This window comes from Streptomyces sp. NPDC104761 (genome assembly GCF_055583445.1).
The window spans coordinates 72,459-97,095 of record NZ_JBVJNZ010000019.1 but is presented as its reverse complement, the minus strand read 5'-3'; the positions used below and the strand labels follow the sequence as shown (position 1 = coordinate 97,095).

Genomic DNA, 24,637 nt, shown 5'->3' with positions numbered 1-24,637 from the left:
TCAGATCGTCGCCGTGTCGATCACGAAGCGGTAGCGGACGTCGCTGTTGACGACCCGGTCGTACGCCTCGTTGATCTGGTCGGCGCCGATGAGCTCGATCTCGGCACCCAGGTGGTGCTCGGCGCAGAAGTCGAGCATCTCCTGGGTCTCCGGGATACCGCCGATGCCGGAGCTGCTGAGGCTGCGGCGGTTGCCGAAGACGGAGGAGAGCAGGATGTGCACCGGCTCCTCGGGGATGCCGACGTTCACCATGGCACCGTCGGTCTTCAGCAGCGACAGATAGGCACCGAAGTCCAGCGGGGCCGACACCGTGTTGAGGATGATGTCGAAGGTGCCCTTGAGGTTCTCGAAGGTCTTCGGGTCGCTGGTCGCGTAGTAGTGCGTCGCGCCCAGCTGCAGGCCGTCGTCCTTCTTGCGGAGGGACTGGGACAGGACGGTGACCTCCGCGCCCAGGGCGGCGGCGATCTTCACGCCCATGTGGCCCAGGCCGCCGAGGCCGACGACCGCGACCTTCTTGCCGGGACCGGCGTTCCAGTGCTTGAGCGGGGAGTACGTGGTGATGCCGGCGCACAGGAGGGGGGCCGCCACGTCGAGGGAGAGGCCGTCGGGGATGCGGACGACGTAGTTCTCGTCGACGACGACCTTCTGCGAGTAGCCGCCGTAGGTGGGCTGCCCGTCCTTGCCGACGGCGTTGTACGTCCAGGTCGGGCCGCCGCCGGTGCAGTACTGCTGGAGACCGGCCTTGCAGTTGTCGCACTCACGGCAGGAGTCGACCATGCAGCCGACGCCCACCCGGTCCCCCACCGCGTACTTGGTGACACCCGGGCCGACCTCGGAGACGACGCCCGCGATCTCGTGACCGGGCACCATCGGGAAGATCGCCGTACCCCAGCCCTCGCGGGCCTGGTGGATGTCGGAGTGGCAGATACCGGCGAACCGGATGTCGATGAGGACGTCGTGTTCGCCGACCGCGCGCCGCTCGATCGTGGTCCGCTCCAGCGGTGCCTTGGCGGCGGGCGCGGCGTAAGCAGCAACAGTGGTCATGAGGGGGGTTCTCCTAGAGGTGGCTTCGCACCCGGTCGCCTTCTTCCGTCCCGGGCACGTTTCCAGGTTCCTCCACGCTACGTCCGTCACCCAGCCCCCGCCTCTGCGTACGTCTGCCGTGTGTACCACTGGCGGGGTCAGGTTCGGGGGCGTACGACCGTGAATACTGGATGTATGGAAGACCAGTCCCTGCCCGCCACCCCAGCCCCCGCCTCCGCCTCCGCCTCCCCGTCCCTGGACCGGCGTGCCGAGCTCAGCGAGTTCCTGCGCACGCGGCGGGCCCGGCTGCGCCCCTCCGACGTGGGGCTGCCGGACTTCGGGCGGCACCGCAGGGTGCCGGGGCTGCGGCGCGAGGAGCTGGCGCAGCTGGCCGGGGTGTCCGTCGCGTACTACACACGCCTGGAACAGGGCAACGGGCGGAACGTGTCGGCGGAGGTGCTGGACTCGATCGCCCGTGCGCTGCGGCTGACCGACGCCGAACACGCGCATCTCACCCACCTCGCCAAGGGCAAGCAGCACAAGAAGAAGGCGCCGGCGCGGCCGCAGCAGGTGCGGGCCTCGCTCGGACAGCTGCTGGAGTCGATGGAGAACGTGCCGGCGTACATCGTGGGGCGGCGCTCGGAGATCCTGGCGTGGAACCGGATGGCGGCGGCGCTCTTCGGTGACTGGGCGGAGCTGCCGGTGGCGGAGCGCAACTGGGCCCGGCTGACGTTCCTGCGGCCCGACTACCGAGAGCTGTTCGCCGAGTGGGAGCAGAAGGCGATCGACATCGTCTGCCAGCTGCGGATGGACGCGGGCTGCTACCCGGACGACCCCCGGCTCTCCGCGCTGGTGGGCGAGCTCTCCGTCAAGAGCGAGGAGTTCCGCCGGCTGTGGGCGACCCACGACGTCAAGGAGAAGTCGTACGGCGTGAAGCGGATGCACCATCCGCTGGTGGGTGAGCTGTCCCTGAACTACGAGTCGTTCCGCATGTCCGGCGACCAGGACCAGGCCCTGGTCACGTACCACGCGGAACCGGGCTCGCCGTCGGCCGAGGCGCTGCGGCTGCTGGCCAGTTGGGGCACGGACGCCACCCGGGTCGCCCCGGCACCCTGACGGCGGCCGCCACGGCATGGAGAACGGCCCGCCGGAAGCCGCGCTTCCGACGGGCCGCTCGCTGGTGCTACTCAGCGGCCACGGCTCACTTGCCGTAGTACGCGTCGTAGATCGAGACCGACGACGTGTTGCCCTTCTTGTCGGCGATCGTGGCGCGGAGCGAGACGGCCTTGCCCCTGGCCGGGTTCTTCACGGTGATCCTGCCGTGGCTGACCGTCACCTTCCGCCAGTTCCGGCCGTGGTCGTAGGAGACGTACACCGTGAGGGACTTGAGGTTGCGGCCGGCGGCCGCGCCCTCGACGGTGACCGGGAAGGTGTTCTTCCTGCCCGCCGCGACGCGGCTGTCCAGACCGGTCACGGCACCGAAGCGGACGGTGGAGGCCGGCAGCTGGGCCAGTGCGGTGCCGCTGCCCGGCTTCTTCGAGCGGAAGGTCCAGCTCGCGTCGATCCGGGTGGAGGCGGCGGCGACCCCGGCCGAGCGGACGACCGAGGTGGTCAGCTTGTACGCGGCGTCACCCGACGGCACCGTGAAGACGCCGTCGCCGAAGAGCGGGTCCTTGTTGGAGCCGACCTTGGTGCCGTTGCGGTAGAGGGTGGTTTTCACGGACAGGAAGACGGAGGCTCCGGCGTGCCGGCCGCCGTCGGCGAAGAGCGGGATGCTGCCGAAGATCTGGTTGCCGTCCCGGAACAGGCCGTCCCCGCTGCTCAGCTCCGGCCCGAAGACCGCCGTGTTGAAGGTGTTCCGGTAGGTCTTGCCGGCCTTGTACGTCTTCGGGTCGTCCATCGCGTAGTAGGCGTCGGCGATCGGCAGGCCCTGGGCGTCGTGACCGGAGTACTGCATCGCCTCGAAGGCCCACTGGGCGCCGTCCACGGTGGAGACGTGGAAGGTGCGGGTGCCGGGGAGCCGCTGCTCCACCGCGTCGCCGGAGACGAAGTCCTCGCCGACGACGCCCCACGGGCTGACCGCGCCGGTCTTGCCCGGGGTGGAGGCGCCGACGGCGTTGCGCACCGTGGCCAGTTCGCTCGTCCGGAAGTGCCGGACCTTGCCGCCCTGCAGCTTCCTGACCTGCGCGCTGGTGGCGACGTCGTACTCCTCGTTGCCGCCCTTGGTGAACTGGCCGCTCCAGGTCTGGGTCAGACCGTTCGCGACCTCGCCGCCCAGCGGCGCGACGCGGATGTCGGCGAAGCTGTCGAAGCCGATCCCGAATCCGACGCCCGCCGGGTCGTACATGTAGTCGATCGTCGCCGTGTGCGGCTTGGCCCCGGTGTCCGGCACGGTGATGTCGGCGCCCTTCGCGGTGCGGGCGTCGACGGTGAGCGTGAGGTCCTTGGTGACGCTCAGCTTCGGGTCGACCAGCCAGTCGACACCGCCGTCGAAGGTGGTGAAGTCCTTGGCGATCAGGGCGTCCAGCAGGTACGTGCCCTTCGGCACCCGGAACGTGGCGGTCCCGGTGCCGGAGACCGGCACGGCGTAGTCACGGCCGTTGCCGAGGCCGGAGTAGCTGACGAGGTCGGTGCTGTAGACACCGGTCGGGTTGCCGTCGCGCCCGATGTGCTTGACGGTGACGTTGTACGACTGCACCTCGCGCTGGACCGCGGCCGCCGTGCGGATGGCCTGGCCGCCGCCGGTCGCCGTGACGTACGCCGAGTAGGCGCCGTCGAGGGTGCCGCCCAGCTTGGTGTCGACGGTGAGGCCGACGGAGGCCGTGCCGCCCGCCGGGACGGTGACCCGGGTCGCGTCGAGCTTGAAGAAGCCGGCCGGGGCCGCCGCGCCCTTGGGGTCGGTGGCGGACGACGTCAGCGTGAGGGTGACGTCGGACGTGCCGGTGTTGCGGTACGTCAGCTGCTTGGTGACCGGGGTGTCGTCGGTGTGCGGCCACTGCTGCACACCGAAGTTCACCGACACCGGGTCGGCGAGCACGGTCTGCTTGATGGCCTTGTCGACGGCGATCCGGCCCGAACCCTGCTGGAACGGCATGTAGTTGCCGCCCTTCGCGGAGCCGGTCAGGGCCGCCTTCAGCTCCTGGAAGCCCCAGTCGGGGTGCTCCTGCTTGAGGATGGCGGCGGCGCCCGCGACGTGCGGGGTCGCCATCGAGGTACCGGAGATGGTCAGGTAGCCGGGCGGGTTCTCGCCGACCTCCTGGTCGATGACGCTGCCCTTGGCCGCGGCCGCGGTGATGTCGACGCCGGGCGCGGTGACGTCCGGCTTGATGGACCCGTCGGCGGCGGGGCCGGTGGAGGAGAAGTCGGCCAGCTTGTCCTTGCCGTCGACGGCGCCGACGGTGAGCGCGTCGGCGGCGCTGCCCGGCGAACCGATCGACTCGGGGCCCTCGTTGCCCGCGGCGATCGCGAACAGGATGCCCTTCTGCTCGGAGAGCTTGTTCACCTCGGCTTCCAGCGGGTCGATCTCCGGGGTGTCGAAACCGCCGAGGCTGAGGTTGACGATGTCGGCGCCCTCGGCCGCCGCCCACTCCATGCCGGCGAGGATGCCGGAGTCGTCACCGGAGCCGGTGTCGTCCAGGACCTTGCCGTTGAGGATCTTCGCGCCGGGCGCGACACCCGTGTACTTGCCGTGCGACTTGGCACCGGTGCCGGCCGCGATGGACGCGACGTGCGTGCCGTGCCCGAAGTGGTCCAGGGCGTCGGCGGCCGCGCTGAAGTTCTTGGACTCGATCACCTGGTCCTTGAGGTCCGGGTGGCTCGTGTCGACGCCGGTGTCCAGGACGGCGATCTTGACGCCCTTGCCGTTGTAACCGGCCTTCCATGCCGTGGGCGCGCCGATCTGCGGCACGGACTTGTCCAGGCTGGCCTTGCGGACGCCGTCGAGCCAGACGTGCGCGATGCCGGCGGCGGCCTTGTCGCCGTTGGTGACCGCGTCCCACAGCTCGGGCGTTTCCTTGGCCGGGGTCTGCACGGCGTCCGCGTTCAGCGCCTTCAGGCTGTGCCGCAGGGTGCCCGCGTCCCGGACGTCGACCCGGGTGGCGGTGGCGGCACCGCTGTAGCCGACGATGACCTTGAGACCGTTCCGCTGCGCCCTGCGGGTCGCGGCGCTGTTCAACTCGGTGACGTCGAAGAGCCGTTGGTCCAGCTTGCCGGAGGCCACCAGCTGGGCGGCGTCACCGGGGACGACGAGGGTGTGCCCGCCGGCCTTGCTGATCCGGAAGGGTATGTGCTGCCGCCCCTTCGCCCGCTCCAGGCCGACGACCCGGCCCTTGGCGTCGAGGGCGACCCGGTCGCCGGTGATCAGGGTGACGTGGTGCTTGGCGGTGAGCGAAGAGGCGGCCGCGGCCGAGGCGGCACGCGATTCCGGCTTCGCCGACGCCGGGCTGGTCATGCCCGCGGCGAGCGCGACGGCCGCTGCCGTGGCCACGGTGGCCACGGCGGCTCTTTTCACTTGTCTGCGCAAGACTCCCCCAGGAGACGGTGTACCGGGCGAATTCCCCGTTCACCCGGCCGGGGGCAGTCCCGTACGCACATACGTCAACCCCCCGGAACACGGAGTATGCCGGGGGGTGATCAGCGGGCTCAATAGATGAGAGGCCGGTAAGAAGGGTGCGGGACAACTGTTACGCGCCGGGGTGAACACCGTTACACAACCGCGCGGTCGCGCGCGGCGCGCCGGCATTATGCTCCGGCGTTCTCCTTGACGGTGATCTTGCCCTTGCGGATGGTCGCGAGGCGCGGGGCCTTCTTCGCGATCGCGGAGTCGTGGGTGACCATGATGAAGGTCAGCCCGTGCTCCTTCCACATGCGCTCCAGTACGTCCATGATCTCGTCGCGCATGCCCTCGTCGAGGTTGCCGGTGGGCTCGTCGGCGAGCAGCACCTTGGGCTGCTTGACGAGGGCCCGGGCGATGGCGACGCGCTGCTGCTGGCCGCCGGACATCTCGCCGGGGAGGTGGCCGAGGCGCTCCCCGAGGCCGACCGACGTCAGCGCCTCGGCGGCGCGCTCACGCCGTTCCCTGGCCTTGACGCCCAGCGGGACGAGGGCGGTCTCGACGTTCTCCTGGGCGGTGAGCGTCGGGATCAGGTTGAACGACTGGAAGACGAAGCCGATGTTCTCGCTGCGGACCGACGTGAGCTTCGCCTCGGAGAGCTTGGCCAGGTCGGTGCCGTCCAGGACGACTTCACCGGAGGACGGACGGTCAAGTCCGCCCAGCATCTGCAGCAGCGTGGACTTGCCGCCGCCGGTGGGGCCCTGGATGACCAGGCGGTCGCCGTCGGCGATCGTGAGGTCGACACCGTCGAGAGCACGGACGGTGTCCTTGCCCCGGCTGTAGACCTTGGTGACGTTTCTGAGTTCGTACATGGTGGCTCCTGGGAGGTTTGGGGGTGGGGCGGTCGGTTGTCGGCTGCGGGCCGGTGGGTGCTGGTCGCGCAGTTCCTCCCCCAGCCTTCGGCCGGGGGGACCCCCAGCGCCCCTGACGGGGCGCTGCAGCCGGCGCTCCTTTCCAGCCGCGGGCAGTCGTGCCGCTGAGGCGATGGGGGTCCCCCCGCGCGAGCGAAGCCGAGCGTGGGGGAGGGTGGGCGCGGCCGGCACCTGCAAGCGCCGGTGAGCGTCCCCACCCCCCGCCCCAGCCGGCGTCGGCTACTCGACCCGCCGCAGCGCGTCCGCAGGACGCAACCTGGACGCGCGCCAGCCGCCGAACGCGCCCGCGATCAGGCCGCCGGCCACCGCAAGGCCCACCGCCAGCCCGATCGTCGTCACGCTGACCGGTGCCGTGAGGGCGACCTCCAGGGTCTTCGCGGTCTGCCGGCCGGGACCGCCGCCGAAGCCGCCGCCCCCACCGCCGCCGAAGCCGCCGCCACCGGTGCCGCCACCACCGCCACCGCCGCCCAGGGAGGCCTGCAGCGTCGGGCTGATCGCGGTGACCACGTACGCTCCGGCCAGGCCGAGCCCGATCCCGAGCGCACCGCCGACCAGGCCGTTCACCATGGCCTCGCCGATGACCTGCCGGGTGACCCGGCCGGACTTCCAGCCCAGCGCCTTCAGCGTGCCGAACTCACGGACGCGGCGGGACACCGCCGAGGAGGTGAGCAGGCCGGCGACCAGGAACGCGGCCACGAGCACCGCGAGGGACAGCCACTTGCCGACGTTGGTGGCGAGCGAGGACGCCGTGGACAGCGATCCGGAGACGGTGTCCGCGAGGTCGGCGGAGGTGGTGACCGTCGTACCCGAGACGTTGCTCTGGATGGTCTTCTTGACCGAGGAGATCTGCTTGGAGTCGGTCGCCTTGACGTAGATCGTGGTGACCTTGTTCTTCTCGTCGGCGAGTGTCTGCGCCTGCTTCAGCGGCATGTAGAGGTTGGCCGCCGCGTCACCGCTGTCGGCCGTCGCGATGCCGATGATCGTGAACTTGACCTTGTTGATGGTGACGGTCGAACCGACCTTGTACTTCTTCTCCTTGGCGTACGCCGAGTCGGCGACCAGCACCTTGGCGTCCGTCTCGGTGGCCTTGAAGGTACGGCCGCTGGTGATCTTCGACGAGGTCAGCGGGCCGACCTCGGTCTGGGTGACGTCGGTGCCGTAGACCGTGTACGAGTTGACGTCGAAGTTGGCGCCGCCGCCCTTGACCTCACCCTGCGGCTGGCCGTTGCCGCCGCCGTTGCCGCCGAAGCCGCCGCCGTTGCCGCCGGAGCCCTGGTTCTGCTGGAACTGACCCCGCGTGAACTGCCCGCTGATCTTGACCACGTTGAGGTTCAGCCCGCCGACCGCGGTCGCGACGCCCTTCTGGTCGCCGACCTTGGTGACGGTGGTGGAGGCGAGGGTGGTGAAGCCCTGCACCATGACGCGGTCACTGCTCTGCGTGCTCGACGAGCCGTTGTTCTGCGCGTCGAAGTTGAAGCGGGGCCGCTGGGAGGCGCTCGTGGACGCCGAGGCCGCCTTGGTGACCGTCATGTCCGTACCCAGGCCGTACAGCGACTGGAGGACCTTGTCCTGCGCCTTCCCCATGCCGTTGGACACGGAGTTGACCACGATGACCAGTGCGATGCCCAGCGCGAGGCCGGAGGCGACGACGAGAGCCGCCTTTCTGCGGCGGCGCAGTTCGCGCCTCAGGTAGGTGAAGAACATGACCGCAAGGTAGGGACGCACCGTGATGGCTCGATAAGGCCCAAATAAGAGATGCATGAGAAGGCTGTACGGAGGCCAGGAATGCGCCCGCACCGGGCTGTCAGCGCAGGGCGTGCCGGAGGAGGGCCAGGCCGGCCAGGAGCATGACCGGCCGCAGACCCCGTTCCAGCCGAAGGCGGCGTACGCCCGCACACCCAGCCAGGAACCCGCGCTGCCGCCGAGGAACGCGCAGGTCATGTAGGCGGTGTTGAGCCGGGCCCGGGCCTCGGGGCGGAGCGCGAAGATGCGCGCCTGGTTGGCGACCTGGCCGGACTGCGTCGCCACGTCGAGCAGAAGCATCCCGGCACCCAGACCGACCAGGCCGGCGGCACCGCCGAGGTGACCGGCCGGCAGCAGGGCGCCGGCCGCGACCGCGCCCACCGTCCCGCCCGGGCAACCGCCGCTGGTGCTCGATGGAGACCTGCGGCAACCAGGCCAAGAAGCAGACCTGGCGCACCAGGCACGCGAGCCCGGCAGGCGGCTGACGCACCGGCCGGGCGGCTCCCGCCAACGCCGAAGGCGGCCGTCCCCCCAGGGGAACGGCCGCCTTCGCTGCGCTGCCAGGACGGCTCAGACGGCCGAACCGGCCTTCCAGTCCGCCCAGTTCATGTTCCAGCCGTTGAGGCCGTTGTCGGGGGCCACGGTCTTGTCGCCGGTGTGGGAGATGACCACCACGTCGCCGATGATCGAGTGGCTGTACATCCAGTAGGCGGGCGTGCTGGTGTCGTTGGCGCCCTTGGTGTCGGACAGGCCCACGCAGCCGTGGCTGGTGTTCACCGAGCCGAAGACGGACTTGGCGCCCCAGTAGTTGCCGTGCAGGAAGGTGCCGGAGCTGGTGAGGCGGATGGCGTGCGGCACGTCCTTGATGTCGTACTCGCCCTTGCCGTCGCTGTCGGTGAAGCCCACGGTCGCGCCGTTCATGCGCGTCTCCTTGAACTTCTCGGACATCACCATGATGCCGTTGTACGTCTTGTGCTCGGGCGAACCGGCGGAGATCGGGATGGTCTTGACGGTCTTGCCGTCCTGGGTGACCTTCATCTCCTTGGTCTGGGCGTCCACGTAGGAGACCTGGTTGCGGCCGATGTGGAAGGTGACCGTCTTCTGCTGGACGCCGTAGACACCGGAGGCGCCCTCGACACCGTCGAGCGCCAGCTTCAGCGTGACGGTGGAGTTCTCCTTCCAGTAGTTCTCGGGGCGGCAGTCCATGCGCTGGGTGGAGAACCAGTGGCAGGCGACCTCCTGGCCGCTGCTGGAGGTGACCGTGACGCCCTTCTGGACGGCCGCCTTGTTCGTGATCTGCTTGTCGAAGTTGATCGACACGGGCATGCCGACGCCGACGGTCGAGCCGTCCTCGGGGGTGAAGGTGCCTATGAAGCTGTTGGCCGGGGAGACCGTGGTGAAGGAGGCGTTCTCGTGCGCGACCAGGCCGGCGGAGTCCTTGGCCTCGGCGGCGACCTTGTAGGTGGTGGACCGCTCCAGCTGGGCGGCGGGCTTCCAGCTGGTCTTGTCGGCGGACAGCGCGCCGGCGACCGCGGTGCCGTCGGCGGTGGTCATGGTGACGCTGGTGAGCGTGCCCTTGCTGACGGTGACGGCCGCGGAGTTGTTGATCGACGCGTTGGTCGAGCCGTCCTTGGGTGTGATGGTGATGTCGGCCTTCGACGACTTCTTGGCCGCGGCCTCGTCCGCCTGGGCCTGCGAGCTCTGGCCGCCACCGGACGCCTTGTCGTCGCTGCCGGAACACGCCGTGAGCACCAGTACGCCACCGAGCAGTGCGGACGCGGCCACCAGGCCCTTGCGCCGCTTACTGTCCGTCATCACACGCTTCTCCATCGTTGCCGAGTCCGCGAACACACCGGGAGTCCCCGTCGGGAGATCCCAACGCTGGGGCCACGTCGTCCCGTTCCACATTCTCCGGATCTGTGGGGCACAACACGCCCACGGGGGCGGCCGGTGCGGAAGTGACCGGTCCGCGCGCCCCCCCCCGAGACGACGAAACCCCGGACGGCGACTGCCGCCCGGGGTCACCGGTTCCCCGGATCACTCAGCCGATGCCGCCCTCTTCGTCGTCGCCCTCGTCATCATCCTCGTCGAGATCCCAGTCCGGCGAATCGGGATCGTAGGAAATCCGCTCGCTGGACCAGGAGGCCTGCTGGAGTTCGACCCCGGGCACCTCGCTGACCAGGTCGAACGGATCTACGAGGTAGGCGAGCGCCTCGGCGGTGTCTTCCGTCACAGCGGCCTCGGCCTGGGTCCGCTCCTCGCCGGGCAGGTCGGGATCCGCGGCGATCCGCCGCAGCGCGGCCTTGGTGACCTCGCCGCCGTCCTCCACCTCGAGGACCAGCTCCACCCGAAGCCGCACAAAACGTGATGTCTCTGGAGTGCTCATGGCGGGAGCGTACGACTGAAACCTCCCGTGACTTTCCCGTGACCCGCGATTTTCACTAACATCAGCCCACACGGCCAATTCGCCAGCGTCACAAGGGGATCGATATTCCGTGTCATCCGCTCGCCGCCCGTTGCTGACCGCCACCGCCGCAGGCACCCTCCTGTGCGCGCTGTGGTTCGTCCCGTCCGCCCACGCATCGCAGGACGCCACGGCGAGAACCGGCACGTCGGAGAGTACGGCGACCCAGGTCACCCAGCAGGCGAGGGCACTGTCCGAGGCCACGTCCGAGGCGACCGGCGACGCCACCCACCTCGCCGACACCGGCAGCCCCGACACCACGCCGTACGTCGTCGGCGGCACCCTCTTCCTCGCCGTCGGCGCGGGCTTCGTGGTCTACTCGGTCCGCCGGGAGCGCCTGGAGTTCTAAACGACTTGACCACTCTTTGACCGGGGACTCACAGTCCTCTCATGAAGAGATCACCGGGCGTGCGGACCTGCGCCCTCGCCGTCGGCGGCGCGCTGTCCCTCGCCCTCATCACGGGCTGCTCCGGCGGGAGTTCCACGGACACCTCGGGCACCGCGCGAAAAGCGTCCACCGTCAAGGCGCTGAACACCGCGGAGTTGAAGCAGCGGATCCTCGCGCAGGGCGAGGTGGACGGCTACAAGGTCAATGCGATCGGCAAGGCCGCGCCGACCCGGAGCACCGTCAAGTCCAGCGACGACAAGTGCCGCCCGCTGGCCTACGTCCTCACCGGGCTCGCCCCCGCCGACCCGGCGTCCGAGATCGGCCGCACGGTACGCGAGGACAAGAAGGACCCCACCGACGACGCGACCTCCCTCGACGACATGGCAGACGGCAAGTTCGAGAGCGCCCTCAAGGACTCCCTGAACCTGGACGTCACCTCCCTCGACCTGTCGTCGTACGACGGCGACGGCGCCCAGCAGGCCCTGCGCGCCGTCTCGACCGCCCTCAAGTCCTGCACCACGGGCTTCACGGGCGGCGCCGCCGGCGACGAACAGAAGGTCACGAGGGTCACGCCGGCCAAGGCGTCCGGATCGGGCGACGAGTCGATCGCCTTCACCGCCACCACCGACATGGACGGCGACAAGGGCGCCCTGCACGCCGAGGTCGTCCGCTACGGCAACACGGTCGCCACGTACTTCACGATGAACATCGGCGCGATGATGACCAGCAAGCCGTACACGGTCCCACCGGCCGTGATCAAGGCCCAGTCGGCGAAGCTGGGCTGAGCGCTTCGCTGATTGTGCGGTTCGTTCACCGCGGGCCGGTGGGGGCTGGTCGCGCAGTTCCCCGCGCCCCTTACGGGGCACGGTTCCGCAACCGACTTCACCAGGCCGGCTCGGATACGCGGTTTCCCGCGCCCCTTTTGGGGGCGCGGGAAACTGCGCGTCTTGGGGGCGCGGGGAACTGTGCGTCTTGGGGGCGCGGGGAACTGCGCGCCGAGCCCCCGCGCACCCGCGGGCGACGAACTACCGCAGGGCCCCGGTCACCTTCTCCGCCGCCGCGACGACGCCCCCGCCCCGCACGAACTCCTCCGCCGCGGCCAGATCCGGCGCGAGGAAACGGTCCGGCCCAGGCCCCTGCACCCCCGCGGAGCGCACCGCGTCGATCACGGCCCGGGACGCCGGCGCCGGTGCCAGCCCCTCCCGCAACTCGACGGCCCGGGTGGCCGCATACAGCTCGACCGCGATGATCCGCGTCAGATTGTCCACGGCCGTCCGCAGCTTGCGCGCCGCCGACCACCCCATCGACACGTGGTCCTCCTGCATCGCCGAGGACGGGATCGAGTCGGCCGACGCCGGAACGGCCAGCCGCTTCAGCTCGCTCACCAGCGCCGCCTGCGTGTACTGGGCGATCATCAGCCCCGAGTCGACGCCCGCGTCGTCCGCCAGGAACGGCGGCAGCCCATGGCTGCGGTTCTTGTCCAGCAGGCGGTCCGTCCGCCGCTCGGCGATCGACCCGAGGTCGGCCACCGCGATGGCGAGGAAGTCGAGGACGTAGGCGACGGGCGCCCCGTGGAAGTTGCCGTTCGACTCCACCCGCCCGTCGGGAAGCACCACCGGGTTGTCGACGGCCGACGCCAGCTCCCGCTCGGCGACCAGCCGCGCGTGCGCGAGCGTGTCCCGCCCGGCCCCGGCGACCTGCGGAGCACACCGCACCGAGTAGGCGTCCTGGACCCGCGGGGCGTCGTCCTGGTGGTGCCCGGTCAGCTCGGAACCCTCCAGCACGGCGAGCATGTTGGCGGCGCTGTCCCCCTGTCCCGGGTGCGGCCGGATGGCGTGCAGCTCGGGCGCGAGCACCCTGTCCGTACCGAGCAGCGCCTCCAGGCTCAACGCGGCCGTGACGTCGGCCGACTTGTAGAGCATGTCCAGGTCGGCGAGGGCCATCACCAGCATGCCGAGCATGCCGTCGGTGCCGTTGAGGAGGGCCAGCCCCTCCTTCTCACGCAGTTCGACGGGGGCGATCCCGTGCTCGGCGAGCAGCTCGCCGGCGGGCCGCACGACCCCGTCGGGGCCCTCGGCGTCGCCCTCGCCCATCAGCGTGAGGGCGCAGTGCGAGAGCGGGGCCAGGTCCCCGGAGCAGCCCAGGGAGCCGTACTCGTGCACGACCGGGGTGATGCCGGCGTTCAGCACGTCGGCCATGGTCTGGGCGACCTCGGGCCGCACACCGGTGTGTCCGGAGCAGACGGTCTTCAGCCGGAGGAACATCAGGGCGCGTACGACCTCGCGCTCCACCCGCGGCCCCATCCCGGCCGCGTGCGAACGGACGATGTTGCGCTGCAGCTGGGCCCGCAGCTCCGGGCTGATGTGCCGGGTCGCCAGGGCACCGAAGCCGGTGCTGACGCCGTAGACCGGGTCCGGCTTGGCCGCCAGCGCGTCCACGATCTCGCGGGCCGCCGCGAGGGCCGCGACCGCCTCCGCGGACAGTTCGATCCGGGCGCCGCCGCGCGCCACGGCGAGAACGTCGGACGCGGTGACACCGGACGTCCCCACCACCACAGTGTGCATATCCATATTCAGGAGCGTACGCAGTGAATGCGGGAGCTGTCACTACTGGGGCACGGGTTCGCCCCTTACTTGTACGTCACAGCAGTACCTCACAGGAGTACCTCACAGCGGTCCGTCACAGTCGTACGTCACAGCCCCCGGCGTCCGCGGAAGCTCCGCCGCTCCGCCCGCTCCGGCGGCGGCGCGTCGGCCAGCCGCACCACGGGATCGTCGGGCCCCTCCCGCCCGGCCACCACCGGCCGTCCGGCGCGCAGCGCCTTGGCCCGGTACTGGGCCGCGTCGGCCAGCCGGAACAGCCGGCGCCCCGAGCGCACCGGCCCGATCGGGTCCGCGGTCGAGGCGACCCCGCACGCGACCCCCTCTCCCAGCTCCAACTCCCCCGCCCTGCGGCAGAGTTCGTCGGCCGCCTTGACCACGTCGTCGGCCGGCGGACCGACCGCGAGCAGACAGAACTCGTCCCCGCCGAGCCGCGCGGCCAGCGCATCCGGCAGCATCGCCCCGCACAGCGACAGCACCGAGCCGAAGCGTTCGAGGAGACGGTCCCCGACGGCGTGCCCGCAGGTGTCGTTGACCTTCTTCAGCCCGTTGAGGTCGCAGACGACGAGACTGACCACGGCCCCCTCCGCACGGTGCCGCTCGACCGCCTCGTCGAGGCGTACGTCGACGGCACGGCGGTTGGCGAGCCCGGTGAGGGCGTCGGTGTACGCGAGCCGGCGGGCCTCCTCGAGACGCTCGGTCTGCGCGATGCCGGCGGCGACGACGGAGGCGAGGACGGTGGCGAAGTCGGCATCGGCGCGGCCGAAGACGGGGGCGCGGACGGCGCGGGCCACGTACAGCTCGCCCCAGGCCCTGCCGTGCAGCACGATCGGAGCGACCAGGCAGCAGCCGCGGCCCCGGCGGCGCAGGGCGGCGACACGCTGGTGGGAGTAGCCGGGGCGGCCGGCGGCGGGGCCCTCGGCCGTCTCGACCCAGGCGTTGGGGCCGCCGCCGCCCGCCCAGCGTTCGTGGAGGAACTCGGTGATCTCCGGGAACTGATGCACCGGGTAGGCCTCGGCCTCCGGGAACTCCTCCTCGTCCGGGGCGCGCTCCCCGACGTTCACGAGGACCCGGAGCCGGCCGAGCTCGCGCTCCCAGACGGAGAGCGCGGCGAAGCTGCCGTCCAGCGCACGGCAGGCACCGGCCGCCGCGGCGTGCCAGCACTCACGTGGGGTGTGAGCCGCAGCCATGCCCTGGGCCAGCGCCACGACGGCGGCGAGCCGGTTGTCCTCACCCATTACTCCAGGTTAGGGAGGATTTGTATGATTCGGGACGTTGGTGCGGCGAACAGGTGTTGCGACGGCCGGTCTCGTCGCGGGCTGTCGGCCGGTGGGGGCTGGTCGCGCAGTTCCTCCCCCAGCCTTCGGCCGGGGGTACCCCCAGCGCCCCTCAAGGGGCGCTGCACCCTGCCGGCGCCGTAAGCGTCCGCGGCCCCGGCCCGCCCGCGCCTCACTCCCCCGGCCACTCCGGCTTCCGCTTCTCGTTGAACGCCGCGACCCCTTCCGCCCGGTCGCCCGAGAACGCCACCGTCCGCCAGGCCGCGTCCTCGACCTCGAGACCCGTCGGCAGATCCAGCCCGTGCCCCAGTCGCAACGCCCGCTTCGCCGCGCGCAGCCCCACCGGCGAGTTGGCCGCCATCCGGGCCGCCAGTTCCAGCGCCGCCTCCCGGTCCCGTCCCGCCTCCACCAGCTCGTCGACGAGACCCAGCGCACGCGCCTCCGGCGCCTCCACCCGCCGCGCCGAGAAGATCAGCTCGGCCGCGCGGGCCGCACCCACCCGGCGCGGCAGCAGCTGGGTGCCGCCACCGCCCGGGATCACACCCACCGACACCTCGGGCAGGCCCACCACGGCCGTGCCGTCGGCCACGATCACGTCGCAGGACAGGGCCAGTTCGAAGCCCCCGCCGAGCGCGTAGCCGTGCACGGCGGCGATCGTCGGCATCGGCAGCTCCAGCACGCCGGTGTACGCCCCGCGCGACAGCGGCCGCGACCGGAGCAGCTCCGCGTCGCTCATCGCGTTGCGCTCCTTCAGGTCGGCGCCGACACAGAACGCCCGCTCGTGCGAGGAGGTCAGCACGACCACCCGGGCGTCCCGGTCGGCGCTCAGGGCGGCGCACGCGGCCACGATCGAACGCGCCATCCCCACCGACACCGCGTTCATGGCCTGGGGCCGGTCCAGCACGAACTCGGCGACCTTGCCGTGCCGTCGCACCAGCACGAACTCCCCGAACCGCTCCTCGCTCACGACACGCCCTCCGGTTAACGCGGGTTAACATCCTGGCTCCGATCATCGCAGCCGAGGTGCGAACGGGAAAGAGCGGCCACCCGGTTCCCGCTCCGAACCCCGGCAACCCGTTCGAGTGACATCCCGCCCAAGTCGCGCCGCACCGCCCAGGGGAGCGCATAACGTGCGCTCGCCATGGCGCATCGGGGGCGCGAGCGCACGGGGAGGGATCGTGATGACCGAGACGTCGAGGCAGCCGACGCGAGACACCGACCTCACGGCAGCGGAGCCGGCGCCGCCTGCGGACCCCACCCCGGCCCACCCGCGCCGCTTCGTTGCGCACCCCAGGGGCCGGCACCGCCGCCCCCGCCCCCGCCGGGTCCTGCTCGTCGCCGGCGGTATCGCGCTGGCCGCCGGGGCCCTGAGCCTGGTCCGGGTGAGCGTCGATCCGGGCGCCGGCGGCCCCGGCGCCGCCGAGGCGGAACCGCGGCTGGATCCGGGCACCGGGACGGACCGGTCGGCCCCGGCCGCCGCCACGGTCGCCAGCGCCACCGCCATCCCCCGGCCGGACCGCTCGCCGACCTCGGTGACGGTCGGGGCGAGTCCGGCACCGACGACGGCCTCCTCCGGCGTACCCCTGAAGCCCGCGCCCACGAGCCGGCCCGCCGCACCGGCCACCCCGGGCCCGACCACCATCCCCGAGGCCCCCAACACCCCGGCCCCCTCGGCCGGCAGCCCGCGACCGACCCCGGCACCGCCTGGGAACTCGGCCGCCCCCACCCCGACACCGCGGCCCTCCACGCCGGCCGGGTCCGGCCTCTGCGTCCCGATCATCGGCCTGTGCGTCGACGCGGCGGCGGCACCCAGCGGCTGACGCCGGATCCGTGACGCCGGATCCGTGACGCCGGATCCGTGAGGCCGGATCCGTGAGACCGAACCTATGAGGCCGAACCTATGAGACCGAACCTATGAGGCCGGGCCGTGCGACCGGACCTATGCGGACGGGTCCGCCTCGTCCCTGCGGGTGAGCAGCCAGGGCTCGACCACGCCCAGGCCACGGACCGGACGCTGCCACATCGGCTGCAGCGCGAAGCGGTACACCGGGGGCTCCTCGCCCTCCTTCTCGGCGGCCGCCGCCTCCTCCGCGGCGGCCGCCTCCGAGGCCGGCGCCTCGCCGACCCGGATCAGCTCCTCCGCGAACGCGCTGTCGACGAGCACGGCGTCGCGCGGGGCTATCGAGGTGAGGCGGGAGGCGAGGTTCACGGTCGTACCGAAGACATCGCCCATTCGGGTGGTGACCGTGCCGAAGGCCATGCCGACCCGCAGCTCCGGCATCGTCTCGTCGTTCGCCATGGTCTCCACCAGGCGCAGCGCGATGTCGGCGGCGACACCGGCGTCGTCGGCCGCGTACAGGACCTCGTCGCCGAGGGTCTTGATGAGCCGGCCGCCGCGGGCCGCCACCAGGTCGGCGGCGGTGGTCTCGAAGGCCTCGACCAGCTCGCCGAGTTCCTCCTCCTCCATGCGCCGGGTCAGCCGGGTGAACCCCACGAGGTCGGCGAAGCCGACGGCGAGGCGGCGGTCGACCATCTCCTCGTCGTCGGTGGCCTGCACGACCCGCCCCGCCGAGGCGGCGAGCTGGCGGCGCCAGACGTAGACGAGGAACTCCTCCAGCTCGGGCAGGAGCAGTTCGACGATCGGGTACGTGACCTCGGTGCGGGTCATGCCCGGCTCGGGCGGCTCGGTCAGGCCCTCCAGGAAGGAATCCATCTGCCACTCGGCCAGACGGGCGGTGGTCTGCCCCGTGGACCGCGCCACCTGCACGGCCATGGCCTCGCTGAGCAGCCCCGCCTCGACGAGGCCGGCGAGCCGGCGCAGGGCCAGCACGTCGGCCTCTGTCAGCGCCTTGGCCTGGCCGATGTCGGCGAAGCCCATCGCCCGCCAGAACCTCGACGCCAGCTCCATGGAGACGCCGGCGCTGCGGGCCGCCTGGAAGGGGGTGTAGCGGCGCTCGGCCCCGAGGATCAGGCCTTCGAGACGCAGCGCGAGGGGGTCCTCGCCGGAGTCGGCGGCGTCCGCGCCCTCGCCGGAGCCCGTGTCGTCGACGGTCACGCCTGCTGCCCTTCCGATCTACCGCGGTCGCATACCGACCAGGCCCAACTCTACGGCAGCTGTGCGGTAGCTCACTTCGTGAGGTAAGCCGACATCGGGGTGGTGAGGGGTCGAATTCCGGGTGCGGGTGGGTGGGGGCTGCTCGCGCAGTTCCCCGCGCCCCTTACAGGGCGCTTCGCCCGCCGCACCCGCCCTCACGCAGCGCGCAGGTGCACGATGTCCCCCGCCCCCACCGGCTCCTGGACGCCCTCCTTCGTGGCGATCACCAGCCTGCCGTCGCCGTCGACCGCCACCGCCTCGCCGACCAGCGCCCGGTCCCCGGGCAGCTCCGCCCGCACGGTCCGCCCCAGCGTCGCGCAGCCCGCCGCGTACGCCTCCTGCAGCCCGCTCACGCCCGGATCGCCGCCGGCCGCGCGCCAGCGGCCGTACCAGTCCTCCAGGGACCGCAGGACGGCTCTCAGCAGCGTCTCCCGGTCCGTGCTCACCGCCCCGGCCAGCGCCAGCGAACCGGCCTGCGGCACCGGCAGCTCCGCCGCCCGGAGCGTGACGTTGATGCCGACGCCGACCACCACCCCGTCCTCGCCGGCCCGCTCCGCGAGGATGCCCCCGGCCTTGCGCTCCTCGTCACCGACGGTGACGAGGAGGTCGTTCGGCCACTTGAGGGCCGTGTCGACGCCCGCGCTTCGCGCCAGCCCGGTTGCCACCGCCACCCCCGTGAGCAGCGGCAGCCAGCCCCAGCGGACCACCGGCACCTCGGCCGGCTTCAGCAGCACCGAGAAGAACAGGCCCGAGCGCGGCGGCGCCGTCCACTGCCGGTCCAGCCGGCCCCGCCCCGCCGTCTGTTCCTCGGCGACCAGCACGGCGCCCTCGTCGGCGTCCCCCGCGACGGCCCGGGCCACGAGGTCGGAATTGGTGGATCCGGTACGGCCCACGACCTCGATGTCGCAGTACAGGCCCCCGTGCCCGCCGTCCCGCACCAGGTCCCTGCGCAGTCCGGCCCCGTTCAGCGGTGGACGGTCCAGGTCGGACCAACGATTGTTGTTCGCATCTGCTGCGTCTCGCGGCGTCATGCAAGCCACCCTAGGTGTGTTGTACGCCGCACTGCCGTTTGGTAGGCACCCCACTACGCTACGGATGAGTAACCGTCCCCCCTTTTGAGCAGGCAGGGAGCCGCATCCCGATGTCCGAGCCGGAAGAGATCGACATTCACACGACCGCGGGGAAGCTCGCGGATCTCCAGCGCCGTGTCCACGAAGCGACACACGCCGGTTCGGAGCGCGCCGTCGAGAAGCAGCACGCCAAGGGCAAGCTGACGGCCCGTGAGCGGATCGAGCTGCTCCTCGACGAGGGCTCCTTCATCGAGCTGGACGAGTTCGCCCGGCACCGCTCCACCAACTTCGGCCTGGAGAAGAACCGCCCCTACGGCGACGGCGTCGTCACCGGGTACGGCACGGTCGACGGCCGTCCCGTCGCCGTCTTCTCGCAGGACTTCACCGTCTTCGGCGGCGCCCTCGGCGAGGTCTACGGCCAGAAGATCGTGAAGGTCATGGACTTCGCCCTGAAGACCGGCTGCCCGGTCATCGGCATCAACGACTCCGGCGGCGCCCGCATCCAGGAGGGGGTCGCCTCCCTCGGCGCGTACGGCGAGATCTTCCGCCGCAACACCCACGCGAGCGGCGTGATCCCGCAGATCTCGCTCGTCGTCGGCCCCTGCGCGGGCGGCGCCGTGTACTCGCCGGCCATCACCGACTTCACGGTCATGGTCGACCAGACGTCCCACATGTTCATCACCGGCCCTGACGTCATCAAGACGGTCACCGGCGAGGACGTCGGCTTCGAGGAGCTGGGCGGCGCCCGGACCCACAACTCCGTCTCCGGCGTGGCCCACCACATGGCCGGCGACGAGAAGGACGCCGTCGAGTACGTCAAGCAGCTGCTGTCGTACCTGCCGTCCAACAACCTCTCCGAGGCGCCGGTCTTCCCCGAGGAAGCCGACCTCACGGTCACCGACGAGGACCGCGAGCTGGACACCCTGGTCCCGGACAGCGCGAACCAGCCGTACGACATCCACACGGTGATCGAACACGTTCTCGACGACGGCGAGTTCTTCGAGACGCAGGCCCTGTTCGCCCCGAACATCGTCACCGGCTTCGGCCGCGTGGAGGGGCACCCGGTCGGCATCGTCGCCAACCAGCCGATGCAGTTCGCCGGCTGCCTGGACATCAAGGCGAGCGAGAAGGCCTCCCGCTTCGTCCGCACCTGCGACGCCTTCAACGTCCCGGTCATCACCTTCGTCGACGTCCCCGGCTTCCTGCCCGGCGTCGACCAGGAGCACGACGGCATCATCCGCCGCGGCGCCAAGCTGATCTACGCCTACGCCGAGGCCACCGTCCCCCTCATCACCGTCATCACCCGCAAGGCCTTCGGCGGCGCCTACGACGTCATGGGCTCCAAGCACCTGGGCGCCGACCTCAACCTCGCCTGGCCGACCGCCCAGATCGCCGTCATGGGCGCCCAGGGCGCGGTCAACATCCTGCACCGCCGCACGATCGCGGAGGCGGAGGACTCAGGAGAGGGCGAGGCCACCCGGGCGCGGCTCATCCAGGAGTACGAGGACACCCTCCTCAACCCCTACACGGCGGCCGAACGCGGCTACATCGACGCCGTCATCATGCCCTCGGACACCCGCCGCCACGTCGTACGGGGTCTGCGCCAGCTGCGCACCAAGCGCGAGTCCCTGCCCCCGAAGAAGCACGGCAACATCCCCCTCTAAGGAGCCGCTGTGACGATCAAGGTCATACGGGGCAACCCGACCCCGGAGGAGCTGGCCGCCGCCCTGGCGGTCGTCAGGGCACGCGCGGCCGCCCTGGCGGCCGCGCCGCCCGGCATCCCGCGACCGACGAGCGCCTGGTCCGACCCGGGCCGCATCGCCCAGCAACGCCTCCCCCGGCCAAGCCCGAGCGCATGGGGCCGTACTTACTGGCCGAGCTAGCGATCAGAGACCCGGGGGCGCGGGGAACCGCGCACCCAAGCGGAACCCAGGGCCCCGATCTGAGTACCCCTACTCAGGCGCTCGAGGCCGGCCAAGCCTCACGCTGGTGACATGCTGTGGTCGGACCCCGAGAACGAGCCGCCGAAGGACCTGCAGGACATGCAGAACACCCTCCGGCGGCTCGGCGTCTTCCTGGCCCTGGTGATGGTCGTCCTGATGATCGTGCTGGGCGTGAGGTGAGCGACCCACTGTCGGTCCACGCCGATAGTCTGCCCCCATGCGCAGACTCGTCCTCGCCTCCCAGTCCCCCGCCCGGCTGAACCTCCTGCGCCAGGCGGGCCTCGCCCCCGAGGTGATCGTCAGCGGCGTCGACGAGGAGGCCGTCAGCGCCCCCACCCCGGCCGAGCTGGCCCTCGCCCTCGCGGAGGCGAAGGCGTCGGTGGTCGCCGCCCGCCCCGAGGTGCAGGGCGCGCTCGTCATCGGCTGCGACTCCGTCCTTGACCTCGACGGCCGGGCCCTCGGCAAGCCGGACGACGCCGAGGAGGCGGCCGCCCGATGGAAGTCGATGCGCGGGCGGGCCGGCACCCTGCAGACCGGCCACTGCGTCTGGGACACGGCGAGCAAGCGCTGGGTGTCGGCGGTCGCGTCCACGGTCGTACGGTTCGGCGAGCCCACCGACGAGGAGATCGCCGCGTACGTCGCCACCGGCGAACCCCTCTACGTGGCGGGGGCGTTCACCCTGGACGGCCGCAGCGCGCCGTTCATCGAGGGCATCGACGGCGACCACGGCAACGTGATCGGCATCAGCCTGCCCCTGGTCCGCCGGCTCCTCGCGGAGCTCGGCGTCGGCATCACGGAGTTGTGGGCGCCGGTGGAGTGAACGGCCCCGCGGGCGGCGTGTCGTTCTTCGCCTCCGCCCCCGGCTCCGGTTCCGGCTCGCTCGCGGGGCCGGAACCGCCCTCGCCCCCGCCGTCGGCCCCTGCTCCTGCCGCACCGGCCCCGTCCACCTGGTCGTACGTCATCAGCAGCAGGACGACGAGCGCGAGGACGATCACCATGAACAGGAACGCCCGCCAGCCGATCAGCCCCCAGGACACGGCGCCCAGGAGGGCGTGCACGACCGCCACGCTGATCAGCAGCACCCGGCCGAGGCCGGCGGGCGGCCGGTTGCGGACGGCGACCAGCAGGGCCACCAGGCCGCACAGCGCGAAGTAGAGGCCGAAGACCACCGCGCCGGCCTTCGCGGACACCGACATCTTGTCCGGGTCGAGGCCGGCCAGGGACATGTCCTGGCGGTCGACGACCACCCCCATGAACCAGTTGAGTGCCGCGATGCCCAATGCCTCGGCGAAGAGTATGACCGCCACGGCCCACGCCACCGGTCTGCGCACCACCGGTCCCCACCCACTTTCGTTCACGGCCCGGACCTGAGCCGGTGTTACTTGAAGTACGCCCACCCGCCGCCCGGCCACCACACCTCAAGGAGGCCCTTCGGGCCGAAGCGCCTTCTTCGGCATCGCGAACGCTACTAACGGGTAAACCGCGGGACAAGGGTCCGGTCGGCAGCAAAGAAACGTTGGGCCATTCGTAGGGACTCAACAAAGAAACCGAGTGGGGCGCGGCACGCTCTCACAGAGACCTTGACCACATGACCGGGCTAGGGTTTTCCGAAGGAGTCCTGCGTACCGAGGTGCGACAAGGGATTTCCCGGGTCGGGTGAGCTTCGCATCACGCTCCGTGTGGGCAAGGTCACCATTGGGGACGGGTCGAAGTGTCGTGTCGGCAGTCCCTAAACTCGGCTTGTTTCAAGGAGGGAGCCTCAATCGTGCGCAAGGTGCTCATCGCCAACCGTGGCGAAATCGCTGTCCGCGTGGCCCGGGCCTGCCGGGACGCCGGGATCGCGAGCGTGGCCGTCTACGCGGAACCGGACCGGGACGCTCTGCACGTCCGCGCCGCGGATGAGGCGTTCGCCCTGGGCGGTGACACCCCCGCCACCAGCTACCTGGACATCTCCAAGGTCCTCAACGCCGCCCGCGAAGCCGGCGCGGACGCCGTCCACCCCGGCTACGGCTTCCTCTCGGAGAACGCCGAGTTCGCGCAGGCGGTCCTGGACGCGGGCCTGACCTGGGTCGGCCCGCCGCCGCAGGCCATCCGCGACCTGGGCGACAAGGTGGCCGCCCGGCACATCGCCCAGCGCGCCGGCGCCCCGCTGGTGGCCGGGACCCCGGACCCGGTGAGCGGCGCCGACGAGGTCGTGGCGTTCGCCGAGGAGCACGGCCTGCCGATCGCCATCAAGGCGGCCTTCGGCGGCGGCGGGCGCGGGCTGAAGGTCGCCCGCACCCTGGAGGAGGTCCCGGAGCTGTACGACTCCGCCGTCCGTGAGGCGGTGGCCGCCTTCGGACGCGGCGAGTGCTTCGTCGAGCGCTACCTGGACCGTCCCCGGCACGTGGAGACCCAGTGCCTGGCCGACACCCACGGCAACGTCGTGGTCGTCTCCACCCGTGACTGCTCGCTGCAGCGCCGCCACCAGAAGCTGGTCGAGGAGGCCCCCGCGCCGTTCCTCAACGACGCCCAGGTCGCCGAGCTGTACCGCGCCTCCAAGGCCATCCTCAAGGAGGCCGGCTACGTCGGCGCGGGCACCTGCGAGTTCCTGGTCGGCCAGGACGGCACGATCTCCTTCCTTGAGGTCAACACCCGCCTCCAGGTCGAGCACCCGGTGACCGAGGAGGTCGCCGGCATCGACCTGGTCCGCGAGATGTTCCGCATCGCCGACGGCGAGGAGCTCGGCTACGGCGACCCGGAGCTGCGCGGCCATTCCTTCGAGTTCCGCATCAACGGCGAGGACCCGGGCCGCAACTTCCTGCCCGCCCCCGGCACGGTCACCCGCTTCGACGCACCCTCCGGCCCCGGTGTCCGCCTGGACGCCGGCGTGGAGGCCGGCTCGGTCATCGGCCCCGCCTGGGACTCCCTGCTGGCCAAGCTGGTCGTGACCGGCCGCACCCGCGCGGAGGCCCTGCAGCGGGCCGCCCGTGCCCTGGACGAGTTCCAGGTCGAGGGCATGGCCACGGCGATCCCGTTCCACCGCGTCGTCGTCCGTGACCCGGCGTTCGCCCCCGAGCTGACCGGCTCCGAGGACCCCTTCACGGTCCACACCCGCTGGATCGAGACCGAGTTCGTCAACGAGATCAAGCCCTTCACCGCCCCGGCCGACGCCGAGGCCGAGGAGGAGGCCGGCCGCGAGACGGTCGTCGTCGAGGTCGGCGGCAAGCGCCTGGAGGTCTCCCTCCCGGCGTCCCTGGGCATGACCCTGGCCCGCACCGGCCTCGCCGCGGGCGCCAAGCCGAAGCGCCGCGCCGCCAAGAAGTCCGGCCCGGCCGCCTCCGGCGACACCCTCGCCTCGCCGATGCAGGGCACGATCGTCAAGGTCGCGGTCGAGGAGGGCCAGGAGGTCAAGGAGGGCGAGCTGATCGTCGTCCTCGAGGCGATGAAGATGGAACAGCCCCTCAACGCCCACAAGGCCGGCACCGTCAAGGGCCTCGCGGCCGAGGTCGGCGCGTCCCTCACCTCCGGCGCCGTGATCTGCGAGATCAAGGACTGACGCCACCCCGCAC

At 71.4% G+C, this 24,637-nt stretch carries 21 protein-coding genes and 1 pseudogene; 10 read left to right on the top strand and 12 right to left on the bottom strand.

Translation table 11 applies throughout. The annotated features are described in order from the left end of the window. On the bottom strand, nt 1–1,044 hold the full coding sequence (locus ACZ63F_RS37355; protein WP_469718044.1) for an NAD(P)-dependent alcohol dehydrogenase: 1,044 nt from the start codon (nt 1,042–1,044) through the stop codon (nt 1–3). A gap of 174 nt (nt 1,045–1,218) precedes the next feature. Here ACZ63F_RS37355 and ACZ63F_RS37350 point away from each other — a divergent pair, with 174 nt between their 5' ends. Beyond that, on the top strand, nt 1,219–2,139 hold the full coding sequence (locus tag ACZ63F_RS37350) for a helix-turn-helix domain-containing protein (RefSeq protein WP_469718042.1): 921 nt from the start codon (nt 1,219–1,221) through the stop codon (nt 2,137–2,139). Nucleotides 2,140–2,224: 85 nt separating this feature from the next. Here ACZ63F_RS37350 and ACZ63F_RS37345 read toward each other — a convergent pair whose 3' ends face one another. The 3 genes from ACZ63F_RS37345 to ACZ63F_RS37335 form a co-directional block, all read right to left on the bottom strand. Next, a complete protein-coding gene (locus ACZ63F_RS37345) occupies nt 2,225–5,473 on the bottom strand; it encodes a S8 family peptidase (RefSeq protein ID WP_469718123.1) in 3,249 nt (1,082 codons plus the stop codon). A 290-nt stretch (nt 5,474–5,763) separates the two neighbouring features. Continuing rightward, on the bottom strand, nt 5,764–6,447 hold the full coding sequence (locus ACZ63F_RS37340) for an ABC transporter ATP-binding protein (RefSeq protein ID WP_469718040.1): 684 nt from the start codon (nt 6,445–6,447) through the stop codon (nt 5,764–5,766). A 279-nt stretch (nt 6,448–6,726) separates the two neighbouring features. Next, nucleotides 6,727–8,211, bottom strand: a complete 1,485-nt coding sequence (locus ACZ63F_RS37335; RefSeq protein WP_469718121.1) for an ABC transporter permease — start codon at nt 8,209–8,211, stop codon at nt 6,727–6,729. Nucleotides 8,212–8,645: 434 nt separating this feature from the next. On the opposite strand from ACZ63F_RS37335, the pseudogene ACZ63F_RS37330 reads away from it, so the two are divergent. Further along, nucleotides 8,646–8,735 (top strand): annotated as a pseudogene (locus ACZ63F_RS37330) (CGNR zinc finger domain-containing protein); the annotation flags it as partial. 85 nt (nt 8,736–8,820) lie between these two features. On the opposite strand, the gene ACZ63F_RS37325 reads toward ACZ63F_RS37330, so the two are convergent. Together ACZ63F_RS37325 and ACZ63F_RS37320 are read right to left on the bottom strand one after the other, a co-directional pair. After that, nucleotides 8,821–10,065 (bottom strand): L,D-transpeptidase, encoded by a 1,245-nt coding sequence (locus ACZ63F_RS37325; RefSeq protein WP_469718039.1) that lies wholly within the window; start codon nt 10,063–10,065, stop codon nt 8,821–8,823. A gap of 226 nt (nt 10,066–10,291) precedes the next feature. After that, complete coding sequence (locus ACZ63F_RS37320) at nt 10,292–10,636, bottom strand: hypothetical protein (RefSeq protein WP_469718037.1); 345 nt, start codon at nt 10,634–10,636, stop codon at nt 10,292–10,294. 109 nt (nt 10,637–10,745) lie between these two features. Here ACZ63F_RS37320 and ACZ63F_RS37315 point away from each other — a divergent pair, with 109 nt between their 5' ends. Then, nucleotides 10,746–11,063 carry an LAETG motif-containing sortase-dependent surface protein gene (locus ACZ63F_RS37315; protein WP_469718036.1) on the top strand — a complete coding sequence of 106 codons (318 nt, stop codon included), beginning with the start codon at nt 10,746–10,748 and terminating at the stop codon, nt 11,061–11,063. A 41-nt stretch (nt 11,064–11,104) separates the two neighbouring features. Further along, complete coding sequence (locus tag ACZ63F_RS37310; protein WP_469718035.1) at nt 11,105–11,887, top strand: hypothetical protein; 783 nt, start codon at nt 11,105–11,107, stop codon at nt 11,885–11,887. Between the two features lie 240 nt (nt 11,888–12,127). Here ACZ63F_RS37310 and hutH read toward each other — a convergent pair whose 3' ends face one another. The 3 genes from hutH to ACZ63F_RS37295 form a co-directional block, all read right to left on the bottom strand. Beyond that, the gene (gene hutH, locus ACZ63F_RS37305) at nt 12,128–13,666 is read right to left on the bottom strand and encodes a histidine ammonia-lyase (RefSeq protein WP_469718120.1); all 1,539 of its coding nucleotides are present in this window, start codon (nt 13,664–13,666) and stop codon (nt 12,128–12,130) included. Nucleotides 13,667–13,794: 128 nt separating this feature from the next. Continuing rightward, nucleotides 13,795–14,940 (bottom strand): GGDEF domain-containing protein, encoded by a 1,146-nt coding sequence (locus ACZ63F_RS37300; protein WP_469718033.1) that lies wholly within the window; start codon nt 14,938–14,940, stop codon nt 13,795–13,797. Between the two features lie 211 nt (nt 14,941–15,151). Continuing rightward, nucleotides 15,152–15,946 carry an enoyl-CoA hydratase/isomerase family protein gene (locus tag ACZ63F_RS37295; protein ID WP_469718032.1) on the bottom strand — a complete coding sequence of 265 codons (795 nt, stop codon included), beginning with the start codon at nt 15,944–15,946 and terminating at the stop codon, nt 15,152–15,154. A 214-nt stretch (nt 15,947–16,160) separates the two neighbouring features. Between ACZ63F_RS37295 and ACZ63F_RS37290 the strand changes: the two genes are divergently transcribed. Then, a complete protein-coding gene (locus tag ACZ63F_RS37290; protein WP_469718031.1) occupies nt 16,161–16,799 on the top strand; it encodes a hypothetical protein in 639 nt (212 codons plus the stop codon). Between the two features lie 119 nt (nt 16,800–16,918). Here ACZ63F_RS37290 and ACZ63F_RS37285 read toward each other — a convergent pair whose 3' ends face one another. Together ACZ63F_RS37285 and ACZ63F_RS37280 are read right to left on the bottom strand one after the other, a co-directional pair. Continuing rightward, on the bottom strand, nt 16,919–18,034 hold the full coding sequence (locus ACZ63F_RS37285; RefSeq protein ID WP_469718029.1) for an adenylate/guanylate cyclase domain-containing protein: 1,116 nt from the start codon (nt 18,032–18,034) through the stop codon (nt 16,919–16,921). 194 nt (nt 18,035–18,228) lie between these two features. Beyond that, nucleotides 18,229–19,104, bottom strand: a complete 876-nt coding sequence (locus ACZ63F_RS37280) for a biotin--[acetyl-CoA-carboxylase] ligase (protein WP_469718028.1) — start codon at nt 19,102–19,104, stop codon at nt 18,229–18,231. A 110-nt stretch (nt 19,105–19,214) separates the two neighbouring features. Between ACZ63F_RS37280 and ACZ63F_RS37275 the strand changes: the two genes are divergently transcribed. The 4 genes from ACZ63F_RS37275 to ACZ63F_RS37260 all read left to right on the top strand — a co-directional run bounded on the left by ACZ63F_RS37275 (nt 19,215) and on the right by ACZ63F_RS37260 (nt 21,906). After that, entirely contained in the window at nt 19,215–20,807 is a 1,593-nt protein-coding gene (locus ACZ63F_RS37275; protein WP_390640593.1) for an acyl-CoA carboxylase subunit beta, read from the top strand. 9 nt (nt 20,808–20,816) lie between these two features. Continuing rightward, entirely contained in the window at nt 20,817–21,026 is a 210-nt protein-coding gene (locus ACZ63F_RS37270; RefSeq protein WP_469718027.1) for an acyl-CoA carboxylase epsilon subunit, read from the top strand. A gap of 111 nt (nt 21,027–21,137) precedes the next feature. Then, nucleotides 21,138–21,266: a morphogenic membrane protein MmpB gene (gene mmpB / locus ACZ63F_RS37265; RefSeq protein WP_469718025.1), complete on the top strand. Its 129-nt coding sequence runs from the start codon at nt 21,138–21,140 to the stop codon at nt 21,264–21,266. A gap of 37 nt (nt 21,267–21,303) precedes the next feature. Then, on the top strand, nt 21,304–21,906 hold the full coding sequence (locus ACZ63F_RS37260) for a Maf family protein (RefSeq protein ID WP_469718024.1): 603 nt from the start codon (nt 21,304–21,306) through the stop codon (nt 21,904–21,906). Here the strand turns inward: ACZ63F_RS37260 and ACZ63F_RS37255 are convergent. Further along, nucleotides 21,878–22,420 carry a hypothetical protein gene (locus ACZ63F_RS37255; RefSeq protein WP_469718119.1) on the bottom strand — a complete coding sequence of 181 codons (543 nt, stop codon included), beginning with the start codon at nt 22,418–22,420 and terminating at the stop codon, nt 21,878–21,880. The genes ACZ63F_RS37260 and ACZ63F_RS37255 overlap by 29 nt on opposite strands. A gap of 431 nt (nt 22,421–22,851) precedes the next feature. Here ACZ63F_RS37255 and ACZ63F_RS37250 point away from each other — a divergent pair, with 431 nt between their 5' ends. After that, the gene (locus ACZ63F_RS37250) at nt 22,852–24,624 is read left to right on the top strand and encodes an acetyl/propionyl/methylcrotonyl-CoA carboxylase subunit alpha (RefSeq protein WP_469718023.1); all 1,773 of its coding nucleotides are present in this window, start codon (nt 22,852–22,854) and stop codon (nt 24,622–24,624) included. Nucleotides 24,625–24,637: the final 13 nt, after the last annotated feature.

What these genes read in the sequence shown, in the direction of transcription:
- ACZ63F_RS37275 (WP_390640593.1), top strand. Translation starts at nt 19,215, where the DNA reads ATGTCCGAGCCGGAAGAGATCGACATTCACACGACCGCGGGGAAGCTC.
- ACZ63F_RS37340 (WP_469718040.1), bottom strand. Translation starts at nt 6,447, where the DNA reads ATGTACGAACTCAGAAACGTCACCAAGGTCTACAGCCGGGGCAAGGAC.
- hutH (WP_469718120.1), bottom strand. Translation starts at nt 13,666, where the DNA reads ATGCACACTGTGGTGGTGGGGACGTCCGGTGTCACCGCGTCCGACGTT.
- ACZ63F_RS37280 (WP_469718028.1), bottom strand. Translation starts at nt 19,104, where the DNA reads ATGACGCCGCGAGACGCAGCAGATGCGAACAACAATCGTTGGTCCGAC.
- mmpB (WP_469718025.1), top strand. Translation starts at nt 21,138, where the DNA reads ATGCTGTGGTCGGACCCCGAGAACGAGCCGCCGAAGGACCTGCAGGAC.
- ACZ63F_RS37290 (WP_469718031.1), top strand. Translation starts at nt 16,161, where the DNA reads ATGACCGAGACGTCGAGGCAGCCGACGCGAGACACCGACCTCACGGCA.
- ACZ63F_RS37260 (WP_469718024.1), top strand. Translation starts at nt 21,304, where the DNA reads ATGCGCAGACTCGTCCTCGCCTCCCAGTCCCCCGCCCGGCTGAACCTC.
- ACZ63F_RS37335 (WP_469718121.1), bottom strand. Translation starts at nt 8,211, where the DNA reads ATGTTCTTCACCTACCTGAGGCGCGAACTGCGCCGCCGCAGAAAGGCG.
- ACZ63F_RS37310 (WP_469718035.1), top strand. Translation starts at nt 11,105, where the DNA reads ATGAAGAGATCACCGGGCGTGCGGACCTGCGCCCTCGCCGTCGGCGGC.
- ACZ63F_RS37320 (WP_469718037.1), bottom strand. Translation starts at nt 10,636, where the DNA reads ATGAGCACTCCAGAGACATCACGTTTTGTGCGGCTTCGGGTGGAGCTG.
- ACZ63F_RS37325 (WP_469718039.1), bottom strand. Translation starts at nt 10,065, where the DNA reads ATGACGGACAGTAAGCGGCGCAAGGGCCTGGTGGCCGCGTCCGCACTG.
- ACZ63F_RS37355 (WP_469718044.1), bottom strand. Translation starts at nt 1,044, where the DNA reads ATGACCACTGTTGCTGCTTACGCCGCGCCCGCCGCCAAGGCACCGCTG.
- ACZ63F_RS37300 (WP_469718033.1), bottom strand. Translation starts at nt 14,940, where the DNA reads ATGGGTGAGGACAACCGGCTCGCCGCCGTCGTGGCGCTGGCCCAGGGC.
- ACZ63F_RS37350 (WP_469718042.1), top strand. Translation starts at nt 1,219, where the DNA reads ATGGAAGACCAGTCCCTGCCCGCCACCCCAGCCCCCGCCTCCGCCTCC.
- ACZ63F_RS37345 (WP_469718123.1), bottom strand. Translation starts at nt 5,473, where the DNA reads ATGACCAGCCCGGCGTCGGCGAAGCCGGAATCGCGTGCCGCCTCGGCC.